Annotated in this window: 13 protein-coding genes and 1 pseudogene; 9 read left to right on the forward strand and 5 right to left on the reverse strand. The window is 52.4% G+C overall.

Going from position 1 to position 16,248, the window contains the following annotated elements:
* Nucleotides 1–2: 2 nt before the first annotated feature.
* Entirely contained in the window at nt 3–194 is a 192-nt protein-coding gene (locus L1889_RS01330) for a DUF3460 family protein (protein WP_238663537.1), read from the reverse strand.
* Between the two features lie 155 nt (nt 195–349).
* On the opposite strand from L1889_RS01330, the pseudogene L1889_RS01335 reads away from it, so the two are divergent.
* Together L1889_RS01335 and L1889_RS01340 are read left to right on the forward strand one after the other, a co-directional pair.
* A pseudogene (locus tag L1889_RS01335) lies at nt 350–1,761 on the forward strand (DHA2 family efflux MFS transporter permease subunit).
* 90 nt (nt 1,762–1,851) lie between these two features.
* Nucleotides 1,852–2,193 (forward strand): zinc ribbon domain-containing protein YjdM, encoded by a 342-nt coding sequence (locus tag L1889_RS01340; protein ID WP_238663538.1) that lies wholly within the window; start codon nt 1,852–1,854, stop codon nt 2,191–2,193.
* On the opposite strand, the gene L1889_RS01345 is transcribed toward L1889_RS01340, so the two are convergent.
* Nucleotides 2,190–3,005: a helix-turn-helix transcriptional regulator gene (locus L1889_RS01345; protein ID WP_238663539.1), complete on the reverse strand. Its 816-nt coding sequence runs from the start codon at nt 3,003–3,005 to the stop codon at nt 2,190–2,192. The two genes, L1889_RS01340 and L1889_RS01345, sit on opposite strands and share 4 nt — an antisense overlap.
* A 5-nt stretch (nt 3,006–3,010) precedes the next feature.
* A complete protein-coding gene (gene metH, locus L1889_RS01350) occupies nt 3,011–6,787 on the reverse strand; it encodes a methionine synthase (protein ID WP_238663540.1) in 3,777 nt (1,258 codons plus the stop codon).
* 418 nt (nt 6,788–7,205) lie between these two features.
* Here metH and L1889_RS01355 point away from each other — a divergent pair, with 418 nt between their 5' ends.
* From L1889_RS01355 to L1889_RS01385, 7 genes are all read left to right on the forward strand, one after another.
* On the forward strand, nt 7,206–9,047 hold the full coding sequence (locus L1889_RS01355) for a TonB-dependent receptor plug domain-containing protein (RefSeq protein ID WP_238663541.1): 1,842 nt from the start codon (nt 7,206–7,208) through the stop codon (nt 9,045–9,047).
* A gap of 28 nt (nt 9,048–9,075) precedes the next feature.
* Complete coding sequence (locus L1889_RS01360) at nt 9,076–9,936, forward strand: cobalamin-binding protein (protein WP_238663542.1); 861 nt, start codon at nt 9,076–9,078, stop codon at nt 9,934–9,936.
* Nucleotides 9,937–10,109: 173 nt separating this feature from the next.
* The gene (locus L1889_RS01365) at nt 10,110–10,919 is read left to right on the forward strand and encodes a thiazole synthase (RefSeq protein WP_238663543.1); all 810 of its coding nucleotides are present in this window, start codon (nt 10,110–10,112) and stop codon (nt 10,917–10,919) included.
* Between the two features lie 10 nt (nt 10,920–10,929).
* A complete protein-coding gene (gene thiD, locus L1889_RS01370; RefSeq protein WP_238663544.1) occupies nt 10,930–11,754 on the forward strand; it encodes a bifunctional hydroxymethylpyrimidine kinase/phosphomethylpyrimidine kinase in 825 nt (274 codons plus the stop codon).
* Nucleotides 11,755–11,816: 62 nt separating this feature from the next.
* Nucleotides 11,817–12,518 carry a 5'-methylthioadenosine/adenosylhomocysteine nucleosidase gene (locus L1889_RS01375; protein ID WP_238663545.1) on the forward strand — a complete coding sequence of 234 codons (702 nt, stop codon included), beginning with the start codon at nt 11,817–11,819 and terminating at the stop codon, nt 12,516–12,518.
* Nucleotides 12,519–12,629: 111 nt separating this feature from the next.
* Nucleotides 12,630–13,310: a protein-L-isoaspartate O-methyltransferase family protein gene (locus L1889_RS01380; protein WP_238663626.1), complete on the forward strand. Its 681-nt coding sequence runs from the start codon at nt 12,630–12,632 to the stop codon at nt 13,308–13,310.
* A gap of 1 nt (nt 13,311) precedes the next feature.
* Complete coding sequence (locus L1889_RS01385) at nt 13,312–14,664, forward strand: TolC family outer membrane protein (RefSeq protein ID WP_238663546.1); 1,353 nt, start codon at nt 13,312–13,314, stop codon at nt 14,662–14,664.
* 81 nt (nt 14,665–14,745) lie between these two features.
* Here L1889_RS01385 and L1889_RS01390 read toward each other — a convergent pair whose 3' ends face one another.
* Together L1889_RS01390 and L1889_RS01395 are read right to left on the reverse strand one after the other, a co-directional pair.
* A complete protein-coding gene (locus L1889_RS01390; RefSeq protein ID WP_238663547.1) occupies nt 14,746–15,231 on the reverse strand; it encodes an adenylyltransferase/cytidyltransferase family protein in 486 nt (161 codons plus the stop codon).
* A 3-nt stretch (nt 15,232–15,234) separates the two neighbouring features.
* Nucleotides 15,235–16,086, reverse strand: coding sequence for a ferritin family protein (locus L1889_RS01395; RefSeq protein WP_238663548.1), 852 nt, complete (start codon nt 16,084–16,086; stop codon nt 15,235–15,237).
* Nucleotides 16,087–16,248 lie beyond the last annotated feature (162 nt).

Raw genomic sequence — 16,248 nt, forward strand, 5'->3', positions numbered from 1 at the left:
GCTTATTTGTTTTCGTAGTAGACATAGGGAGGCTGAGGGATGCGGCTCGCGCGATACCCTTCCTGCAGTTCAGGATCAATATGCTTATCCCACAGCCGGCCACGGCCTTCACGCTGACGCACTTCAGTTTCCGGGTTTTGTTTTTTATAGCTATTGAGAAACTGCGTGATCTCGGACTCGTAATTTTTTGCCATAATGTCTATAAAGGTAAATAACGGGTTTAAACAACCAAGCTTCAAGTGTACTTCAAACCGACCCATAAAAAGAGCAAGGCATGCAAACTGAGGATAAGCCCGACACCGTAGCTGCAGCACCTCTCCCTTCCAAAACCGAACAACGCGCCATCAAAATGATCCCCTACATTGTAGGGTGCGCCTTATTCATGCAGATGCTGGACGCAACCGTAGTGGCAACCGCACTGCCCACCATGGCGACAGACTTAAACACCAGCGTCATACGCATGAATTCCATTATTACCAGTTATCTGCTTGCCGTTGCGGTGTTTGTACCGATCAGCGGATGGGCGGCCGACCGGTTTGGCGCTCGGCGTATCTTTCTGACCGCTATTATAATCTTTACTGCAAGTTCTGTTGCCTGCGCTGCCTCGCAAACCCTGGAACAACTGGTGGCAGCAAGGGTGCTACAGGGCATTGCGGGTGCCATGATGGTTCCGGTGGGCCGCATCATATTACTACGTCGTGTCCCAAAGACAGAACTGCTCCGTGCCATGTCGGTGCTTACCCTTCCCGCCTTGTTCGGTCCCATCCTGGGGCCCCCGTAGGAGGATTTCTGGTCACCTACACTTCGTGGCACTGGATATTTTTGATGAATATACCGGTGGGCATTCTTGGGGTTGCACTAGTCCTGAAGTTTATTCGGGACGACTACCCCATAGAGGCTCAGCGCCTTGACTGGGTTGGCTTCCTGCTAAGCAGTGTTGCCTTGTCGACTTTGGTGATCAGCTTTGAATCCATAGGGCATCAGGAAATGTCCAGCCGCTTGCTGGCCACCCTTCTGGTTATCGGACTAAGCAGTGGGCTCACCTACATCTGGTATGCACGCCGTGCAGCTGCTCCAATTATCGATCTGTCCCTGCTACGCATCCGTAGCTTTGCGATTTCCGTACTCGGTGGCAACCTTTGCCGCTTCTCATTGGGTGCGGTGCCTTTTATGCTTGCGATCTTGCTGCAAGTGGGTTTCGGAATGACAGCCTTCGCCGCAGGTATGGTCACCTTTACCAGCGCCATAGGAGCACTGGTCATGAAGCCCGTCGCCCCTTTTATTATCCGGCGTCTGGGTTATAGAAAAGTGCTTAGTTATAACGCCTTGCTGACCGGATTGTTTATCGCCTTGTGCGCCTGGTTTGACACCGACACCCCTCTTTGGTGGATGTCCGTAATCCTGGGTATAGGGGGTATCTTCAGGTCGCTGCAATTCACTGCCGTCAATACACTAACCTATGCTGATATTGATGCTGTAGGCATGAGTCGCGCCAGCACCTTTGCCTCGATGGCCCAGCAGCTAGGCATCAGTATCGGTGTAGCTTGTGCTGCTGTTACCTTAAATCTCAGTATGCATTGGCGCGGGGACACCGCGGTAAATACCACCGATTTATTCTGGGGCTTTATGGTCATTGGCATTCTTACCGCAGTATCAAGCCTCTCGTTTCTACGCTTGAAGGCGGATGCCGGCGCTTCACTGCAGCCCGGAAAAAATAGCGTCGACGTCCCTGAGAACAAGACACCGCAGCCTATGGCGTGATAGCATTTGCGGTGTTTTGCCACCAATTACGTACAAAAGACCGCAAAACAATCTTAAAACCAAGTAAAAGCGTATTTATCAGGAGTCTTTATGCCTACGCCACCAGCCTGTCCAGTCTGTAAGCTTGAACATACCTACCAAGATGGGGAACACTATATTTGTCCTGATTGCGCTCACGAATGGCCGATGGTAGCTGCCCAGCTTGAAGAGCAAGATGACACACCCGAAATCCGTGATGCCAACGGAAACCCATTAGCAGACGGCGACGATGTCTACCTTATTAAAGATTTACGCGTAAAGGGTTCGTCAACAACGCTTAAGAAGGGGGCTAAAGCTCGCGGAATCCGTATTGTGCCAGGAGATCACGAAATCAGCTGCAAAATCGATGGTATCAGTTATGAGTTAAAAGCCGAGTTCTTGAAAAAAAGCTAAGACTGACCGGGTATAAGCATAACCAGCTTGCAGTCTGGCCGCACTGCAAGCCTGAATGTAAATTGCTGAAAATGCAAAATTCCATCTTGAGGGTGGTTAAAACTACGCAAGCCACCCTCGCGTTCGACCACTGTCTGGCGTCCCCACCATTGTTCGAAGACGCGACTTTCTTCCAGCAGCTCATCGAGTAAAGCGCTAAGCTCGGGCTCATCGGCATGAGCTCCTACATCAGCACGAAACTCACTGACCACCCGAGTTGCCCTCTGCTCCCAATCCATGACCAGCGAGCGTGCAGCGGGATCCAGAAAAATATAGCGTAATAGGTTAGGTTCTGCTGAACGATCCGGCCAGCCATCGAATAAACGCAATAAAGCAGCGTTCCTCGCCAACACATTCCAGGTACGATCCAAAATATAAGCAGGAGCCGCAATGCTCTGCACACAATCAGAAAGCCCTGGCGGCAACTGGGCAGCGACTTCGTCGTGATCCGGATCTGTCGCTTCGGCTAACTCAAATAAGTAATGACGCTCGGCACGCCCCAGCCGCAATGTCGTTGCCAGCCGCGCACAGACGGTAGCGGAAATCGAGATCTCCCTGCCCTGCTCGATCCAGGTATACCAAGTGACACTGATGTCGCATAACTGCGCGACCTCTTCGCGGCGCAATCCCGGTGTTCGACGCCGAACCCCCACGGGCAAACCCAGGCTTTGCGGGGTAATCCTTTCTCGGGCGCTGCGCAGAAAATCGCCCAGTGCCCTGCGCCTGGAGGACGCTGAATCTATGCCTTGCGACGTAGACTTCGCACTGGGCATGAGCATTAGCTCCGCAAAACGCTTGCTAAAGAACGCCGAACATCGTCCTCTTCACGTCCTGAGCGCTCAATGTAATCCTGCAGTTGATCTTCACCAATATTGCCCACATTAAAATATTGCGACTGTGGATGGCTGAAGTAGAACCCAGACACACTGGATGCCGGGAACATTGCATAACCATCGGTTAGCTGCATATTGATGTCCTCGCATTGCATGACCTCGAACATGTCAGCCTTAACCACGTGCTCGGGGCAGGCAGGATAGCCTGGAGCGGGTCGTATGCCCTGATACTTCTCATCGATTAGCGCCTCGCTATCGAGATCTTCATGCGGCACGTAGCCCCACAAGTCAGTGCGCACGCGTGCATGCAAACACTCGGCAAAGCCTTCGGCAAATCGATCAGCCAGGGCTTTAAGCATGATGTCAGAATAATCATCGCCCGCCGCGGCAAAGCGCTCTGAGTGTTTTTCTATATTCAGACCACCCGTAACGGCAAACATACCGATGTAATCGACGATACCCGTTTCTTTGGGAGCGATATAGTCGGCCAGGCTTTTGCTATCGACGCCTTCACGTTTCACTGTTTGCTGACGTAAATTACGCCAGGTAAACAACACTTTGGATCGGGTCTCGTCACTGTAGATCTCGATATCTTCGCCATTGACCGTATTGGCGGGATAAAAGGCAATTACACCATTCGCCTGTAACCAGCGGCCGTCAATGATTTTCTTAAGCATGGCCTGTCCTTCGGCAAAAAGCTCTTTGGCTTGTTCGCCCACCACCTTATCTTCAAGAATGCGCGGATAACGGCCGAACAGGCTCCAGGTCTGAAAAAACGGCGTCCAGTCTATGTACTTGGCGATCTCAGACAAATCATAATTAATAAAGGTGCGACGGCCCACGAACTTGGGCCGTGGCGGGACATAAGCTGACCAGTCTATTTTGGGTGCATCTGCCCGGGCCTGGGCAAGATCGACCAAAGGCGTCTCTTTGCGATTGGCGTGCCGAGTACGCACCAGGTCGTATTCATCTGCCAGCTCTTTCAGATACACATCACGTGCATCCGACATTAAATGGGTGGCTACGCCCACCGAGCGACTGGCGTCAGGTACATAAATAACCGGTCCTTCGTAGTTAGGCGCAACCTTTACCGCGGTGTGAACACGACTGGTGGTGGCGCCACCGATCAGCAGCGGGATCTGCTTATCGCGGAAATACTCGTCGCGCTGCATCTCGGAGGCCACATAGCTCATTTCCTCCAGGCTGGGCGTGATCAGGCCCGACAGGCCCACCATATCAGCGCCTTCGTCTTTGGCCTTCTGCAGAATCTGGGCACAGGGCACCATGACGCCCATATTAACCACTTCAAAGTTATTGCATTGCAGCACCACCGTAACGATGTTTTTGCCAATGTCGTGCACATCGCCTTTTACGGTAGCAATGACTATTTTCCCTTTGGAGCGTACATCACCGCCTGCTGCTGAAATCTGGCGTTTTTCTTCTTCAATGAAGGGTACAAGATGGGTCACGGCTTGCTTCATTACACGCGCCGATTTCACAACCTGCGGCAAGAACATTTTCCCGGCACCAAACAAGTCACCCACCACATTCATGCCATCCATGAGAGGACCCTCGATGACTTGAATGGGTCTGCCGCCACCATCGGCTATTTTCTGGCGCACTTCTTCCGTATCTTCCACAATAAAGGTGGTGATGCCGTTAACCAGTGCATGAATCAAGCGCTCTTCTACCGAATTCTCGCGCCAGCTCAGATCTTCTTCGCGCTTGGCACCGGAGCCTTTGACTCTTTCTGCCAGCTCTACCAGACGCTCAGTCGACGTGCTGTCGTCAGCCGGATCGGTTTTAGCTACCGGATTTTCACGATTCAGGACTACATCTTCGACCATGTCTCGCAAGACTGGGTCGATATCGGCATACACGCCTAGCTGACCGGCATTCACAATACCCATCGTGAGGCCTTCGCGAATCGTGTAGTACAAGAATACGGTATGAATGGCCTCGCGCATGGCCTCATTGCCACGGAACGAAAAACTGACGTTGGAAATACCGCCAGACAAACGTGCATGCGGCAAGTTTTCTCGTATCCAGCGCACGCTGTTAATAAAATCCACAGCGTAATTATTATGCTCTTCGATGCCCGTCGCGATCGCAAAGACGTTGGCATCAAAAATAATATCTTCGGGCGGAAAGCCCACCTCGTTAACCAACAGATCATAGGCCCGCTGACAAATCTGTATGCGACGTTCGTAGTTATCAGCCTGCCCCTGCTCGTCGAAGGCCATCACGACAGCAGCAGCGCCGTACTGTCGACACAGTCGCGCATGAGCCAGGAACTCGGCCTCCCCTTCCTTCATGGAAATCGAGTTAACGATGGCCTTGCCTTGAACACAGCGCAGCCCGGCTTCTATAACCTCCCACTTCGAACTGTCGATCATGATCGGCACACGAGATATATCGGGTTCAGAGGCGATAAGGTTCAAAAATTTACGCATATTAGCCACCGAATCCAGCATGGCTTCGTCCATGTTGATATCGATCACTTGTGCACCGCTCTCGACCTGCTGGCGCGCAACCGACAGGGCTTCCTCGAACTTCTCTTCGCGAATCAGGCGTAAAAAGGCTTTGCTACCGGTGACGTTTGTGCGCTCACCAACGTTTACAAAGAGGCTTTCCTCGTCAATGTTTAACGCTTCCAGGCCTGAGAGGCGAGTTTTGACAGGAACCTTGGGTACAACTCGTAAAGGAAGCTCTTTAACCTGCTTGACGATGGCTGCAATATGCTCGGGGGTAGTGCCGCAGCATCCGCCCACCATGTTGACCAGCCCTGAACGCGCGAACTCTTCCAGCAAACTGGAGGTATCGGCAGGCGTTTCGTCGAAGCCGGTTTCGGCCATCGGGTTAGGCAAACCCGCATTAGGGTAGACGCACAGGTAGGTATCGCATATTTTTGAAAGCTCGGCGACATAAGGGCGCATCAGGGCGGCCCCTAAGGCGCAATTAAGACCTATCGTGACCGGGCGTGCATGTCGGACAGAGTTCCAGAAAGCCTCTACAGTCTGACCTGACAGAATGCGGCCGGAGGCGTCCGTCACAGTGCCTGACACCATAACCGGCAGACGAATACCGCGCTCTTCAAATACGCTCTCAACGGCGAAGATAGCCGCTTTCGCATTCAGGGTATCGAAGATAGTTTCAATCAGAATAATGTCGACCTCGCCATCGATCAGGCCGTTCAGCTGCTCGGTATAAGCATCCCGCAGCTGTTCAAAGTTGACGTTACGCACGGAGGGGTCATTCACATCTGGCGAAATAGAGGCTGTTTTAGGCTGTGGCCCCAATACGCCTGCTACATAACGCTTGCTGCCCGAGCTTTCAAACTCATCACAGACTTGACGAGCAATTCTGGCTGACTCGAGATTCAGCTCGTACGAGATACCAAACAGCTCGTAATCGCCTTGTGCAACTTCGGTGGCACCAAAAGTATTGGTACAGATGACATCGGCACCTGCATCGAGGTATTGGCGATGTATTTCAGCAATGATGTCCGGGCGAACAATGGACAGCAATTCATTGTCGCCACGCACGTCTTTTTGGTGATCTTTAAAACGCTCTCCGCGAAAATCGCTTTCGCTAAGCTTATAGCGCTGAATCATCGTGCCCATCGCACCATCGAGGATGACAATGCGTTCTGACAGCAAGCGTACAAACTCACCGGCACGGGTATACGAAGAGACAGGATAAGGAATAGCGGGATAAGACACGTAGTAATCCTAGAGATCGCAAAAATACGGGGCAATAAATGTAAACATTCTGAATCAGCGACTGATTTTCTCAAAGAGCGACAATAAATCGAGATCGAGAAACCACAATCAAAACATTATATTGTAACCTCGCGCCCCGCCCATGCTACATTTCCTATGCGCAACAAGGTGCATCATTACTATTTGTACGATCTTTTTGCTGGTTTTAGCCTTAACACCACAAATTCATCGGGAAACGTAAAGCTGTGAACTCGCTCCACAGCTCTAATCGTGCTGCCCCCGCAACGGTACTCATGTACACACATGCAAGCCCGACACCGAGCCTTTTTGCCACCTGGCCGATCCACCAATCCACCCCTGGTTTGGATGCGATGTTTAATTAACGGCGTGCGGGGACGCGCGCCACACAGGGTTCATCATGTCTTTTATTCTAAATCGGCAAACAGCCGCTGTTTTGGCCTGTTTCCTGCCCTGGGCTGTTTCTGCCCAAAGCCTTCCCTCTGTCAGCCAGCTTGAGAACGTCATCGTGACTGCCAGCCGTACGGCGCAGCTCGAAAGCGCGGTCATTGGTGACGTAAGCGTTATAGACGCAGCGACCATTCAGCGTGCGGGCCAAAGCAGCGTGGCTGACCTGTTGTCAAGGGAACATGGTATTGAGATTTCTAATACCGGCGGCCCACAGGCTCAGACCGGTATATTCATTCGAGGTAACGAAAGCAAACACACTTTGGTACTGGTAGACGGTGTACGTATCAATAGCAGTGTGCAAGGCTCTGTTAACCTAAATGCTATCGATCCCTCACAAATAGAGCAAATCGAAATTGTGCGCGGGGCTGGCAGCAGCCTATACGGCGCAGAAGCCATTGGTGGAGTTGTCAACATCATCACCAAAAAAGGCGCTACCGACAAACCTGCGTCGTTATGGGCAAACATGGGCCTGGGCAGCCACGATACCTTTAAGTCCAGCGCAGGCATATCAGGAGCCGCTAACGGCTTCAATTACAGCTTAAGTGGCTCGTTGGCAAACAGCGATGGCTTTAACGCCACCAACAGGAATGCCGATAGCTTCACCTACAATGGCGATACCGACGGCTACGATAGCCATAGCGTTGTTGCGAACCTCGGATACGCCATCAATGAAAACCATCGTATCGATACGCATCTGTTTAGCTCACAAATAGACGGCGACTTTGACACGGGTGGTGACCCCGCCATAAACGACCATATCATTACACATCAGCAGGCCTATGGCATTGGAAGCACCCACAAACTGACGGAAAACTGGACCAGCAGGCTACGCATTGACGAGTCTCGTGAGTCCGTTGAAACGCGGGCCCCTAACGCGTCGACTCCTTTTAGCCGCTACCAAAGCACGCTAAGAAATTACGCTTGGCAAAACGATTTCCAGCTCAGCGATGCCCAGCAGCTCACTGCGTTGGTCGAACACACTAACGAGCGTGTCAAAAACGAACAAGGCTTACCTGTGGATAAGCGCAGCACCAACTCTGCCGCATTGATCTACAGCCTGCACACTGGTCCCCATCACGCACAAGTTAGCGTCCGTCATGATCACATGTCCAAAGACATCAAACGCACCACCGGAGGCGTTGGCTATGACTTTGATATAAATAATGCCTGGAGCGTGGGAGGTTCTTACAATACTGGCTTCAAGGTGCCGGACTTCACAGCCTTGTATGGCCCTTGGGGGTCCAACACGGACCTCAAGCCAGAAACGTCGAAGAACGCCGAAGCACGCATCACTTATAGACATGAGAGCGGAAAAATCAGCCTTGTTGCATACGAAAACCGCGTTAAGAACCTGATAAACAGCACAGAGGGTACGGGCTGGACATACGAAAACATAGACAAGGCCCGCATGCGAGGGGTCTCCCTGACTATGGATCAGCGCTTCAATAACCTGAACTTTTGGGGCAGTGCCGACTTTACTAACCCGCGTAACCGGGAAACTGACGAGCGTCTGCTGCGCCGGGCTGCCCAAAACTACAAGCTGGGTGCCGACTATCAATATCAGCAGTTGCTGGTAGGCGCAGAGTATTCTTGGGCAGGAAAACGCAGCGACTTCGGTGAAGTAACACTAGGCAGCTACAGTCTGCTTAACCTGACTGCAGAGTATCCGCTTACCAAGTCAATGACGGCCCAAGTTCGCTGGAACAACGTATTCAACAAAGACTACGAACTCGCCAATGGTTACAACACCCCAGGTTCAACCGTGTTCGTGAACTTGGCATGGCGTCTCTAAAATAAAGGCATCGGAGTTCATTCTGGTTGTGCGACAACTCGTTTTTCTGCTTTGCTGCGTTTTTGCTCATAACGTACTCGCTTTGGCTCCTTCCAAAGCGAGTGCTGCACCGCACTATAAACGCGCCGTCACCCTGGCCCCCCACGTAACCGAGCTGCTATATGCTGCCGGCGCGGGCGATTACATCATCGCCACTGTGTCCAGCAGCGACTTCCCTGAAGCAGCCAAGCACCTGCCGCGCGTGGGTTCAGGCATTACGCTGAACAACGAGCACTTAATCAACCTGAACCCTGATGTAGTAATTGCCTGGCAGCCTTCACAGGCGTCGCTGACCTTGACCCCAAGCCTCGGCACCCTTGAGATTGAGCTGCTGTTCTCTCAGCCCAAACGCCTTGCCGAAATTCCTTCGGAGGTGAGACGCTTTGGACATCTTTTTGGCACTGAAGCCATTGCCAATGCCAAGGCGGAGGCAATGGACAGGCGGATACAAAGGCTTAGCCAAAGCCATCAGGACGCACAGCCTGTTAGCGTGTTCCTCGAGGTGGGAAGCAACCCGATCTACACGATTGGAAACGATGCTCTTTTCAACGATGTATTGGCTGTGTGTGGTGCCGTGAACGTGTATGGCAGCAGCCAGGTTGCCGCGCCGCAAGTCAATGCCGAAGATCTGTTGCAAAAAAATCCAGCCCTGGTTTTCACTACCCTGGACAACCCCAAGGCTCAAAGCGAACGGTTAGCCTATTGGCAGCGCCTTCAGTTACCAGCCGCGCTGAATCAGCATTTTCATGCCATTGATCCTGATGCGCTGTACCGGCCAGGCCCTCGACTGGTGGATGCTGCCGAACATATCTGCGAGCTTGTAGATGCCTTTCGTGTTGCGCGCCCTTAGCGCTGGCGCTGAAGCCTCTATCGTTTCATCGCTTTAAAAGCCGTAAGCGCATGTTTTCCATTGCACAAACAATGCGTCTACAAGCTAAATAGATTATCCTTTAAGGGTTTTCGTATTATTTATCGCGCGCTGGGTAAAAGCCCTGGCGTGCTTATTGCCGCGCAGCACATATCATGACCCTCCAGACACCGTCAGACCCCTTCGTCATCGCTGGTAAAAGCTATAACTCACGCCTCCTTGTCGGGACGGGAAAGTACAAAGACTTTGATGAGACACGCCTTGCCATTGAGGCCAGTGGCGCCGAAATCATTACCGTTGCCATCCGTCGTACAAATATAGGGCAAGATCCTGATCAGCCTAGTCTGCTTGACTACCTGCCACCCTCAAAATACACCTTGCTGCCCAACACTGCAGGCTGCTTCACCGCCGATGATGCCGTGCGTACCTTGCGACTGGCGCGCGAACTGCTTGATGGCCGCAACCTGGTAAAGCTAGAGGTGCTCGGCGACGCCGACAACCTGTTCCCGAACATGCCTGAAACCTTAAAGGCCGCAAAAACCTTGGTCGACGATGGCTTTGACGTAATGGTTTACTGCACCGATGATCCCATTCAATGCAAAATGCTGGAAGATATCGGCTGTGTTGCCGTTATGCCATTAGCTTCGTTGATTGGCTCAGGCATGGGAATCATCAACCCCTGGAACCTGCGCTTGATTATCGACCAGGCCAACATTCCAATTCTGGTGGATGCAGGCGTAGGCACAGCCTCTGACGCAACTATTGCCATGGAACTCGGCTGCGATGGTGTGCTGATGAATACCGCCATCGCCGGAGCAACAAACCCGATACTTATGGCTACAGCAATGAACCAGGCCGTACTGGCTGGTCGTAATGCCTATCTGGCTGGCCGTGTTCCTCGTAAATATTACGATGCAGATCCCAGCTCTCCCACCGAAGGCTTAATCCACTCCCGTTCTTCTTAACTAAGCACACATGATCCCAAGCACTCTGACCATTGCCGGCGTAGACCCCTCAGGTGGCGCTGGCGTGCTGGCTGATGTCAAAGCCATGAGCGCACTTGGCGCCTACGCCAATGCTGTTATTGCAGCACTGACTGCCCAGAATACTCAGGGGCTGACAGGTATATCGCCTGTAGACCCCGATTTTATCAAGCTGCAAATTGACACCCTGTTCAACGATGTGCGTATTGATGCCGTCAAAATAGGGATGCTCGGCCAGCAGCCCGTCATTCGTGTGGTCAGCGACAGCCTTGCCCACTGGAAACCCAAACATATTGTATTAGACCCGGTGATGGTGGCGAAAAGCGGAGATCATCTGCTCGAAAAAGCAGCTATCAACGAAATGCGTGAGTCGCTGCTGCCACAATCAACCATGATGACCCCCAACCTGCCCGAAGCCGGCGTGCTGATTGAGCGCCGGCCAGCTGAAACCGTCAAGGAAATGTACGGTACCGCCGAGAAGCTGCACCGTTTGTTTGATCACAATGACGAGCGCTGGGTATTTCTGAAAGGTGGACACTTACCCGGCAAAGAGTGTACTGACCTGCTCTACAATGGTGATCGCATGATCGAAATGCCTGCTCTGCGTATAGACACCAAAAACACGCACGGTACAGGATGCACTCTTTCGGCGGCGCTGGCAGCCCTCTTGCCACAAACAGCAGATCCGGTTGAAGCAGCCAAAGCGGCAAAGCAATACCTTTACAAAGCCATCGCCCGCTCTCACGAACTGGATATTGGCAGTGGCCATGGCCCCGTCCATCACTTTCATCAATGGTGGAAGCCGCTCTCAAAATAAGCATGCTTGCTTTAACCTTAGACAGTTAAGGCAGCTACGCTTGTCTTAAACCTGATCACACTATGAAATCAACGCTCACTGGCATTATTGTTGCCATGCAAGAAGAACTGGAAATCATTCTTCAGCAGCTTGAACAGCCTCAGACAGTAGAACGCGCCGGCATGCACTTTCACGTGGGCCTGTTTGCCGGTAAGCCTGTGGTTGCCGTGATATGTGGCGTAGGAAAAGTTAACGCTGCGGCCTGCACGCAGTTGCTGATCTCTGATTTCCGTGTCACGCAGATCATCAACATCGGCATTGCCGGGGGTTTAGGCCCGGGTATTCTGCCTGGCGATATTGTCATCGGCGACTCTTTGGTTCAGCACGATATGGATGTAACGGCCCTGGGTCTGGCACCCGGTCAAATATTCAGGCTTAACACTTTCGATTTCAAGAGCGATCCGTTATTGCTTGGCCTGGCGCAAGCGGCCTCTGCGCATATTACCGCGCACAACAGCTACACTGGACGAATCGTAAGCGGTGATCAATTCATTGCCTGTCCCGAAAAAAGCCAGTGGCTGCAAAAAGAATTTTCTGCCCTCGCCTGCGAAATGGAAAGCGCCAGCATCGCGCACGTCTGCTATCTGAATCAACTGCCCTTTGTTTGCATTCGCTCTATATCAGATAACGCTAACAATGGCGCACACATGGATTTTGAACAGTTCATGCCCATTGCTGTCGAAAACTCAAGCATATTGCTACGCCATATGATTCCCTCGTGCTAAACCTGTCTACGCATTAAAATGGTTTACGCGGATACTTTTAGACGCACCTTCGGCTATCCTGACCTATAATCGAAATACTGGAAAATCGAAGAGCCTTAGTTTTTGGAAGTTATGAACATTCACGCGCTGTCAGAACTCGAACTCGCCCGCTACTACATGGTCGAGCAGCAAATTCGCCCATGGCATTTGTACGATGAAAACGTCCTTCAGTCGTTACTAGACGTTAAGCGTGAACGCTTCGTTCCGCCATCCATGGAAGGCGTGGCCTTCTCCGACACCGAAATCCCGCTGATTGTTAACTCGATCGACACCAACGAAACCATGCTTTCACCGGTAGTCGAGGCCCGCCTTGCACAAGAGCTGCAGTTAAAGCCTACCGATGGTGTTCTGGAAATCGGCACAGGCTCGGGCTATCAGGCGGCGCTACTGGCCAGCCTGTGCCAGCATGTCACCACTATTGAAGTCAACAGCACGCTTGCTGCCTTTGCCAAAGACAACCTGCAACGCAATAACGTCAATAACGTGACTGTAGAAACCGGCGACGCGCATGCAGGCTGGGGGACCACCGAATACGACGCTATCCTCTTGACGGGCTCAGTGCCTACAGTCCCCGACGCCTTGAAATATCAATTGGCAATCGGCGGGCGTCTGGTAGCCGTGGTTGGGCAAGCTCCTGTTATGGTAGCAACCCGTATCACCCGCACCAGCGCTGCCAGCTTCGAAACCGAACCATTATTCGATACCATCATCAAACCGTTGCATGGTACTGCCGTTTCTCATTTCAAGTTCTAACATGGCTTTAGCGTCCCGTCGTATACGTATTTGGCTAACGACGCTAACGCTGGGGTTGGTAAGCAATACAGCAAGCTCTGCCGACCTGCTTGAAATCTGGAACCTGGCCTTACAAAACGATCCGGTCTATGCAGCGGCCCGCTCAGCCACCGTTGCCGACAGTGAATGGGTCAACCAGGCAAGGGCAAGCTTGCTGCCCCATATCAGCGCAACAGCCGGGCTGTCCAATGCCAACGAACGCCAGGCTGGTAATTTACAGCACTATCGCAGCAGCAACATTAACCAGTGGGCTGTCGTATTAAGACAGCCTATTATTAATCTTAGCGCCTACAAGCTCTATGAGCGCTCTCAGCAACAAGCTGGCATGGCTGTCATCGCCGAAGAACAGGCGCGTCAAGACTTAATGCTGCGGGTCTCACAGGCCTACTTTGATGTACTGGCCGAGCAAGATAGCCTGCGCTCTCTCCAAGCCCAGCAACGCGCTGTGTCACACCAGCTCCAGGCTGCACAACGCTCATTCGAACTGGGCGGTGCCACCATTACCGACGCACACGAAGCTCGCGCAAGACTAGACTTGCTCCAGGCTAATATTGTTGTCGCAGAAAACGCCTTGCAAACCCAACGCCAGCGTCTTCAGGCAATTATCGCGCAGCCTGCTCCGGCACTAAACCCTTTGCAAAGCACACAGCTCCCGGCTCCGGTGCCCGCTCAAGTCGATGTCTGGACAGCTCAGGCAGCAAGCAGCAATTTAAATGTACTGCACTCTGATCTCGCAGTGCAGGCAACCCAGTCACTATTGGATGCCAACAAACGCGAACACAGCCCTACCCTGTCCATTCAGGCGCGCTCGGGCAGTGCCAGCAACATGGGGATATACGGGCCCAACACTTCGCCCAGGCTGATGGACAACAGCATCGGACTGGAACTCGAGATTCCCTTGTATTCTGGCGGCGAAATATCGTCTCGTGTACGCGAGCAAAGCTCTCGTCTGCAACAATATCAATACGAACGCGAGAACGCCAGGCGCCTGGCAATTGAGGCCACGCAACGATACTTTGGCGGGGTTAGCTCCGGCCTATTGCAAATCAATGCCCTGGCAGCAGCCGAGAAATCCAGCCAGGCCGCCCTGGATGCCAATGAACTGGCCTACGAAGTAGGTGTACGCATCAATATCGATGTATTGAACGCTCAGCAGCAGCTATACGAAACACAGCGGGCCCTTTCCAAAGCGCGCTATGACACTCTGGTAAACAGCCTGCGTCTGAAAGAAGCTGCAGGCAGCTTAAGCGTCGACGATCTGTCAGCATTGAACCAGCTGCTTAGCCCTACCCCTTCGGCTCAGCCACAACCGTAACTTCAGCCAAGCACACAGTCAGGCATATATAGCCTGACTTATGCTTGCAGCAATGCAATGCCTACAGGCCCGGCTGCGCGCCTAATCCAGGCGAATTTTGCGAACGAGTGCAGTCGTGGAGCGATTAAACGCAAACGGAATGGCTACAGCGTCTCCGCCCCAGCTACGTACCAAGGCCGTTTCGGGAAGGGTTTCCATATCGTAATCGCCGCCCTTCACGATAAGATCAGGCTTAAGCAATTCAATAATTGCTTCAGGGGTATCTTCCGCGAAGTAAGTGATGAAGGAAGTAGAGGCGAGCGCAGCCAACAAGGCAGCCCGATCCTCGGTTGTATTTAGCGGCCGGTCATCGCCTTTGCCCAACCGGCGCACAGAGTCGTCAGTATTGACGGCCACCACCAGGGTAGGGCCCAATTGTGCCGCCGCATCTAAATAACTTACGTGCCCCCGATGCAAAATGTCGAAAACGCCGTTTGTAAAGATCAGCGGCCTGGATACCTCGCCGCGCCCGATAGCAGCGGCGAGTTCCTGAGGGCTACGAACTTTTTGTTCAAAAGTGGGCAACATAAACTACGCAGGAACAATGAGCTTGTTCAAGTCACGACGGTAGCGATTGAGTTCCTGGGCCGAGTTGAAATCTTGCCCCATCAGCAACGACATATTGTGGAGGATTCGTGTGGACACCTTACCTTCCCATTCTTTGTCGAAGCGGATTTGTTCATCAAGCCAATGATCTAGCCAATCGGGTGAAGGCAGCTTGGACTGCACAGTATCAAGAGGATACATTTCTTTATTAACGTGCAAATTCGTGGGATGCAGGGCCTGAGCAGTACGGTTTGCCGAAGACATCAGCACGCCAATTTTGGCAAAAGCCACACGGGCTTCCAGGCCAGCTGCTTCGTTGGCATTGCCAAGGGCACGGCGCATGTAGCGCAAGTAGGCTCCTGCATGACGCGCCTCGTCTTGAGCCACTATTTTATAGATGGCCTGAATTACCGGTTCTGTATGCCAGTCGGCTGCACGCCTGTACCAGTGATTCAAACGGATTTCACCACAAAAATGCAGCATCAGCGTTTCCATTGCCGGCGCAGGATCAAACTCGAAACGTACGTTATGCAGCTCTTCTTCCGTAGGCACAAGCTCGGGACGGAAACGTCGCAGATACTCGATAAGCACTAGCGAATGCTTCTGCTCTTCGAAGAACCAGACTGACATAAAGGCACAAAAGTCACTGTCATCTCGGTTGTCACGCAAGAACATCTCGGTGGCAGGCAAGGCTGCCCACTCGGTGATAGCGTTCATTTTAATGGTGTAAGCTTGCTCGTCGCTAAGCTTGGAGCCGTCAAAGTCGTCCCAGGGAATGTCATGCGACATATTCCAGCGAACGGCTTCCATAGATTTAAACAACTCGGGGTATAACATTAGCAATCCTTAAGGATAAATCGATAGTACATCCTGACTGTCAAGCAAATCAGCGAGGCGCTATCGCTAAGATTCAGTCCCCGCTACAGACGCGCAATGCCTTCAGTGGGCGTAGCCATACCTGAACGGGACTTGTGGCGGCAATGCCAACACATCATAGAA

The sequence above is a fragment of the Paenalcaligenes niemegkensis genome (assembly GCF_022230885.1).
GTDB classification, from domain to species: Bacteria; Pseudomonadota; Gammaproteobacteria; order Burkholderiales; family Burkholderiaceae_B; genus Paenalcaligenes; species Paenalcaligenes niemegkensis.

What these genes read in the sequence shown, in the direction of transcription:
- L1889_RS01330 (WP_238663537.1), bottom strand. Translation starts at nt 194, where the DNA reads ATGGCAAAAAATTACGAGTCCGAGATCACGCAGTTTCTCAATAGCTAT.
- L1889_RS01340 (WP_238663538.1), top strand. Translation starts at nt 1,852, where the DNA reads ATGCCTACGCCACCAGCCTGTCCAGTCTGTAAGCTTGAACATACCTAC.
- L1889_RS01345 (WP_238663539.1), bottom strand. Translation starts at nt 3,005, where the DNA reads ATGCCCAGTGCGAAGTCTACGTCGCAAGGCATAGATTCAGCGTCCTCC.
- L1889_RS01355 (WP_238663541.1), top strand. Translation starts at nt 7,206, where the DNA reads ATGTCTTTTATTCTAAATCGGCAAACAGCCGCTGTTTTGGCCTGTTTC.
- L1889_RS01365 (WP_238663543.1), top strand. Translation starts at nt 10,110, where the DNA reads ATGACCCTCCAGACACCGTCAGACCCCTTCGTCATCGCTGGTAAAAGC.
- thiD (WP_238663544.1), top strand. Translation starts at nt 10,930, where the DNA reads ATGATCCCAAGCACTCTGACCATTGCCGGCGTAGACCCCTCAGGTGGC.
- L1889_RS01375 (WP_238663545.1), top strand. Translation starts at nt 11,817, where the DNA reads ATGAAATCAACGCTCACTGGCATTATTGTTGCCATGCAAGAAGAACTG.
- L1889_RS01380 (WP_238663626.1), top strand. Translation starts at nt 12,630, where the DNA reads ATGAACATTCACGCGCTGTCAGAACTCGAACTCGCCCGCTACTACATG.
- L1889_RS01385 (WP_238663546.1), top strand. Translation starts at nt 13,312, where the DNA reads ATGGCTTTAGCGTCCCGTCGTATACGTATTTGGCTAACGACGCTAACG.
- L1889_RS01390 (WP_238663547.1), bottom strand. Translation starts at nt 15,231, where the DNA reads ATGTTGCCCACTTTTGAACAAAAAGTTCGTAGCCCTCAGGAACTCGCC.
- L1889_RS01395 (WP_238663548.1), bottom strand. Translation starts at nt 16,086, where the DNA reads ATGTTATACCCCGAGTTGTTTAAATCTATGGAAGCCGTTCGCTGGAAT.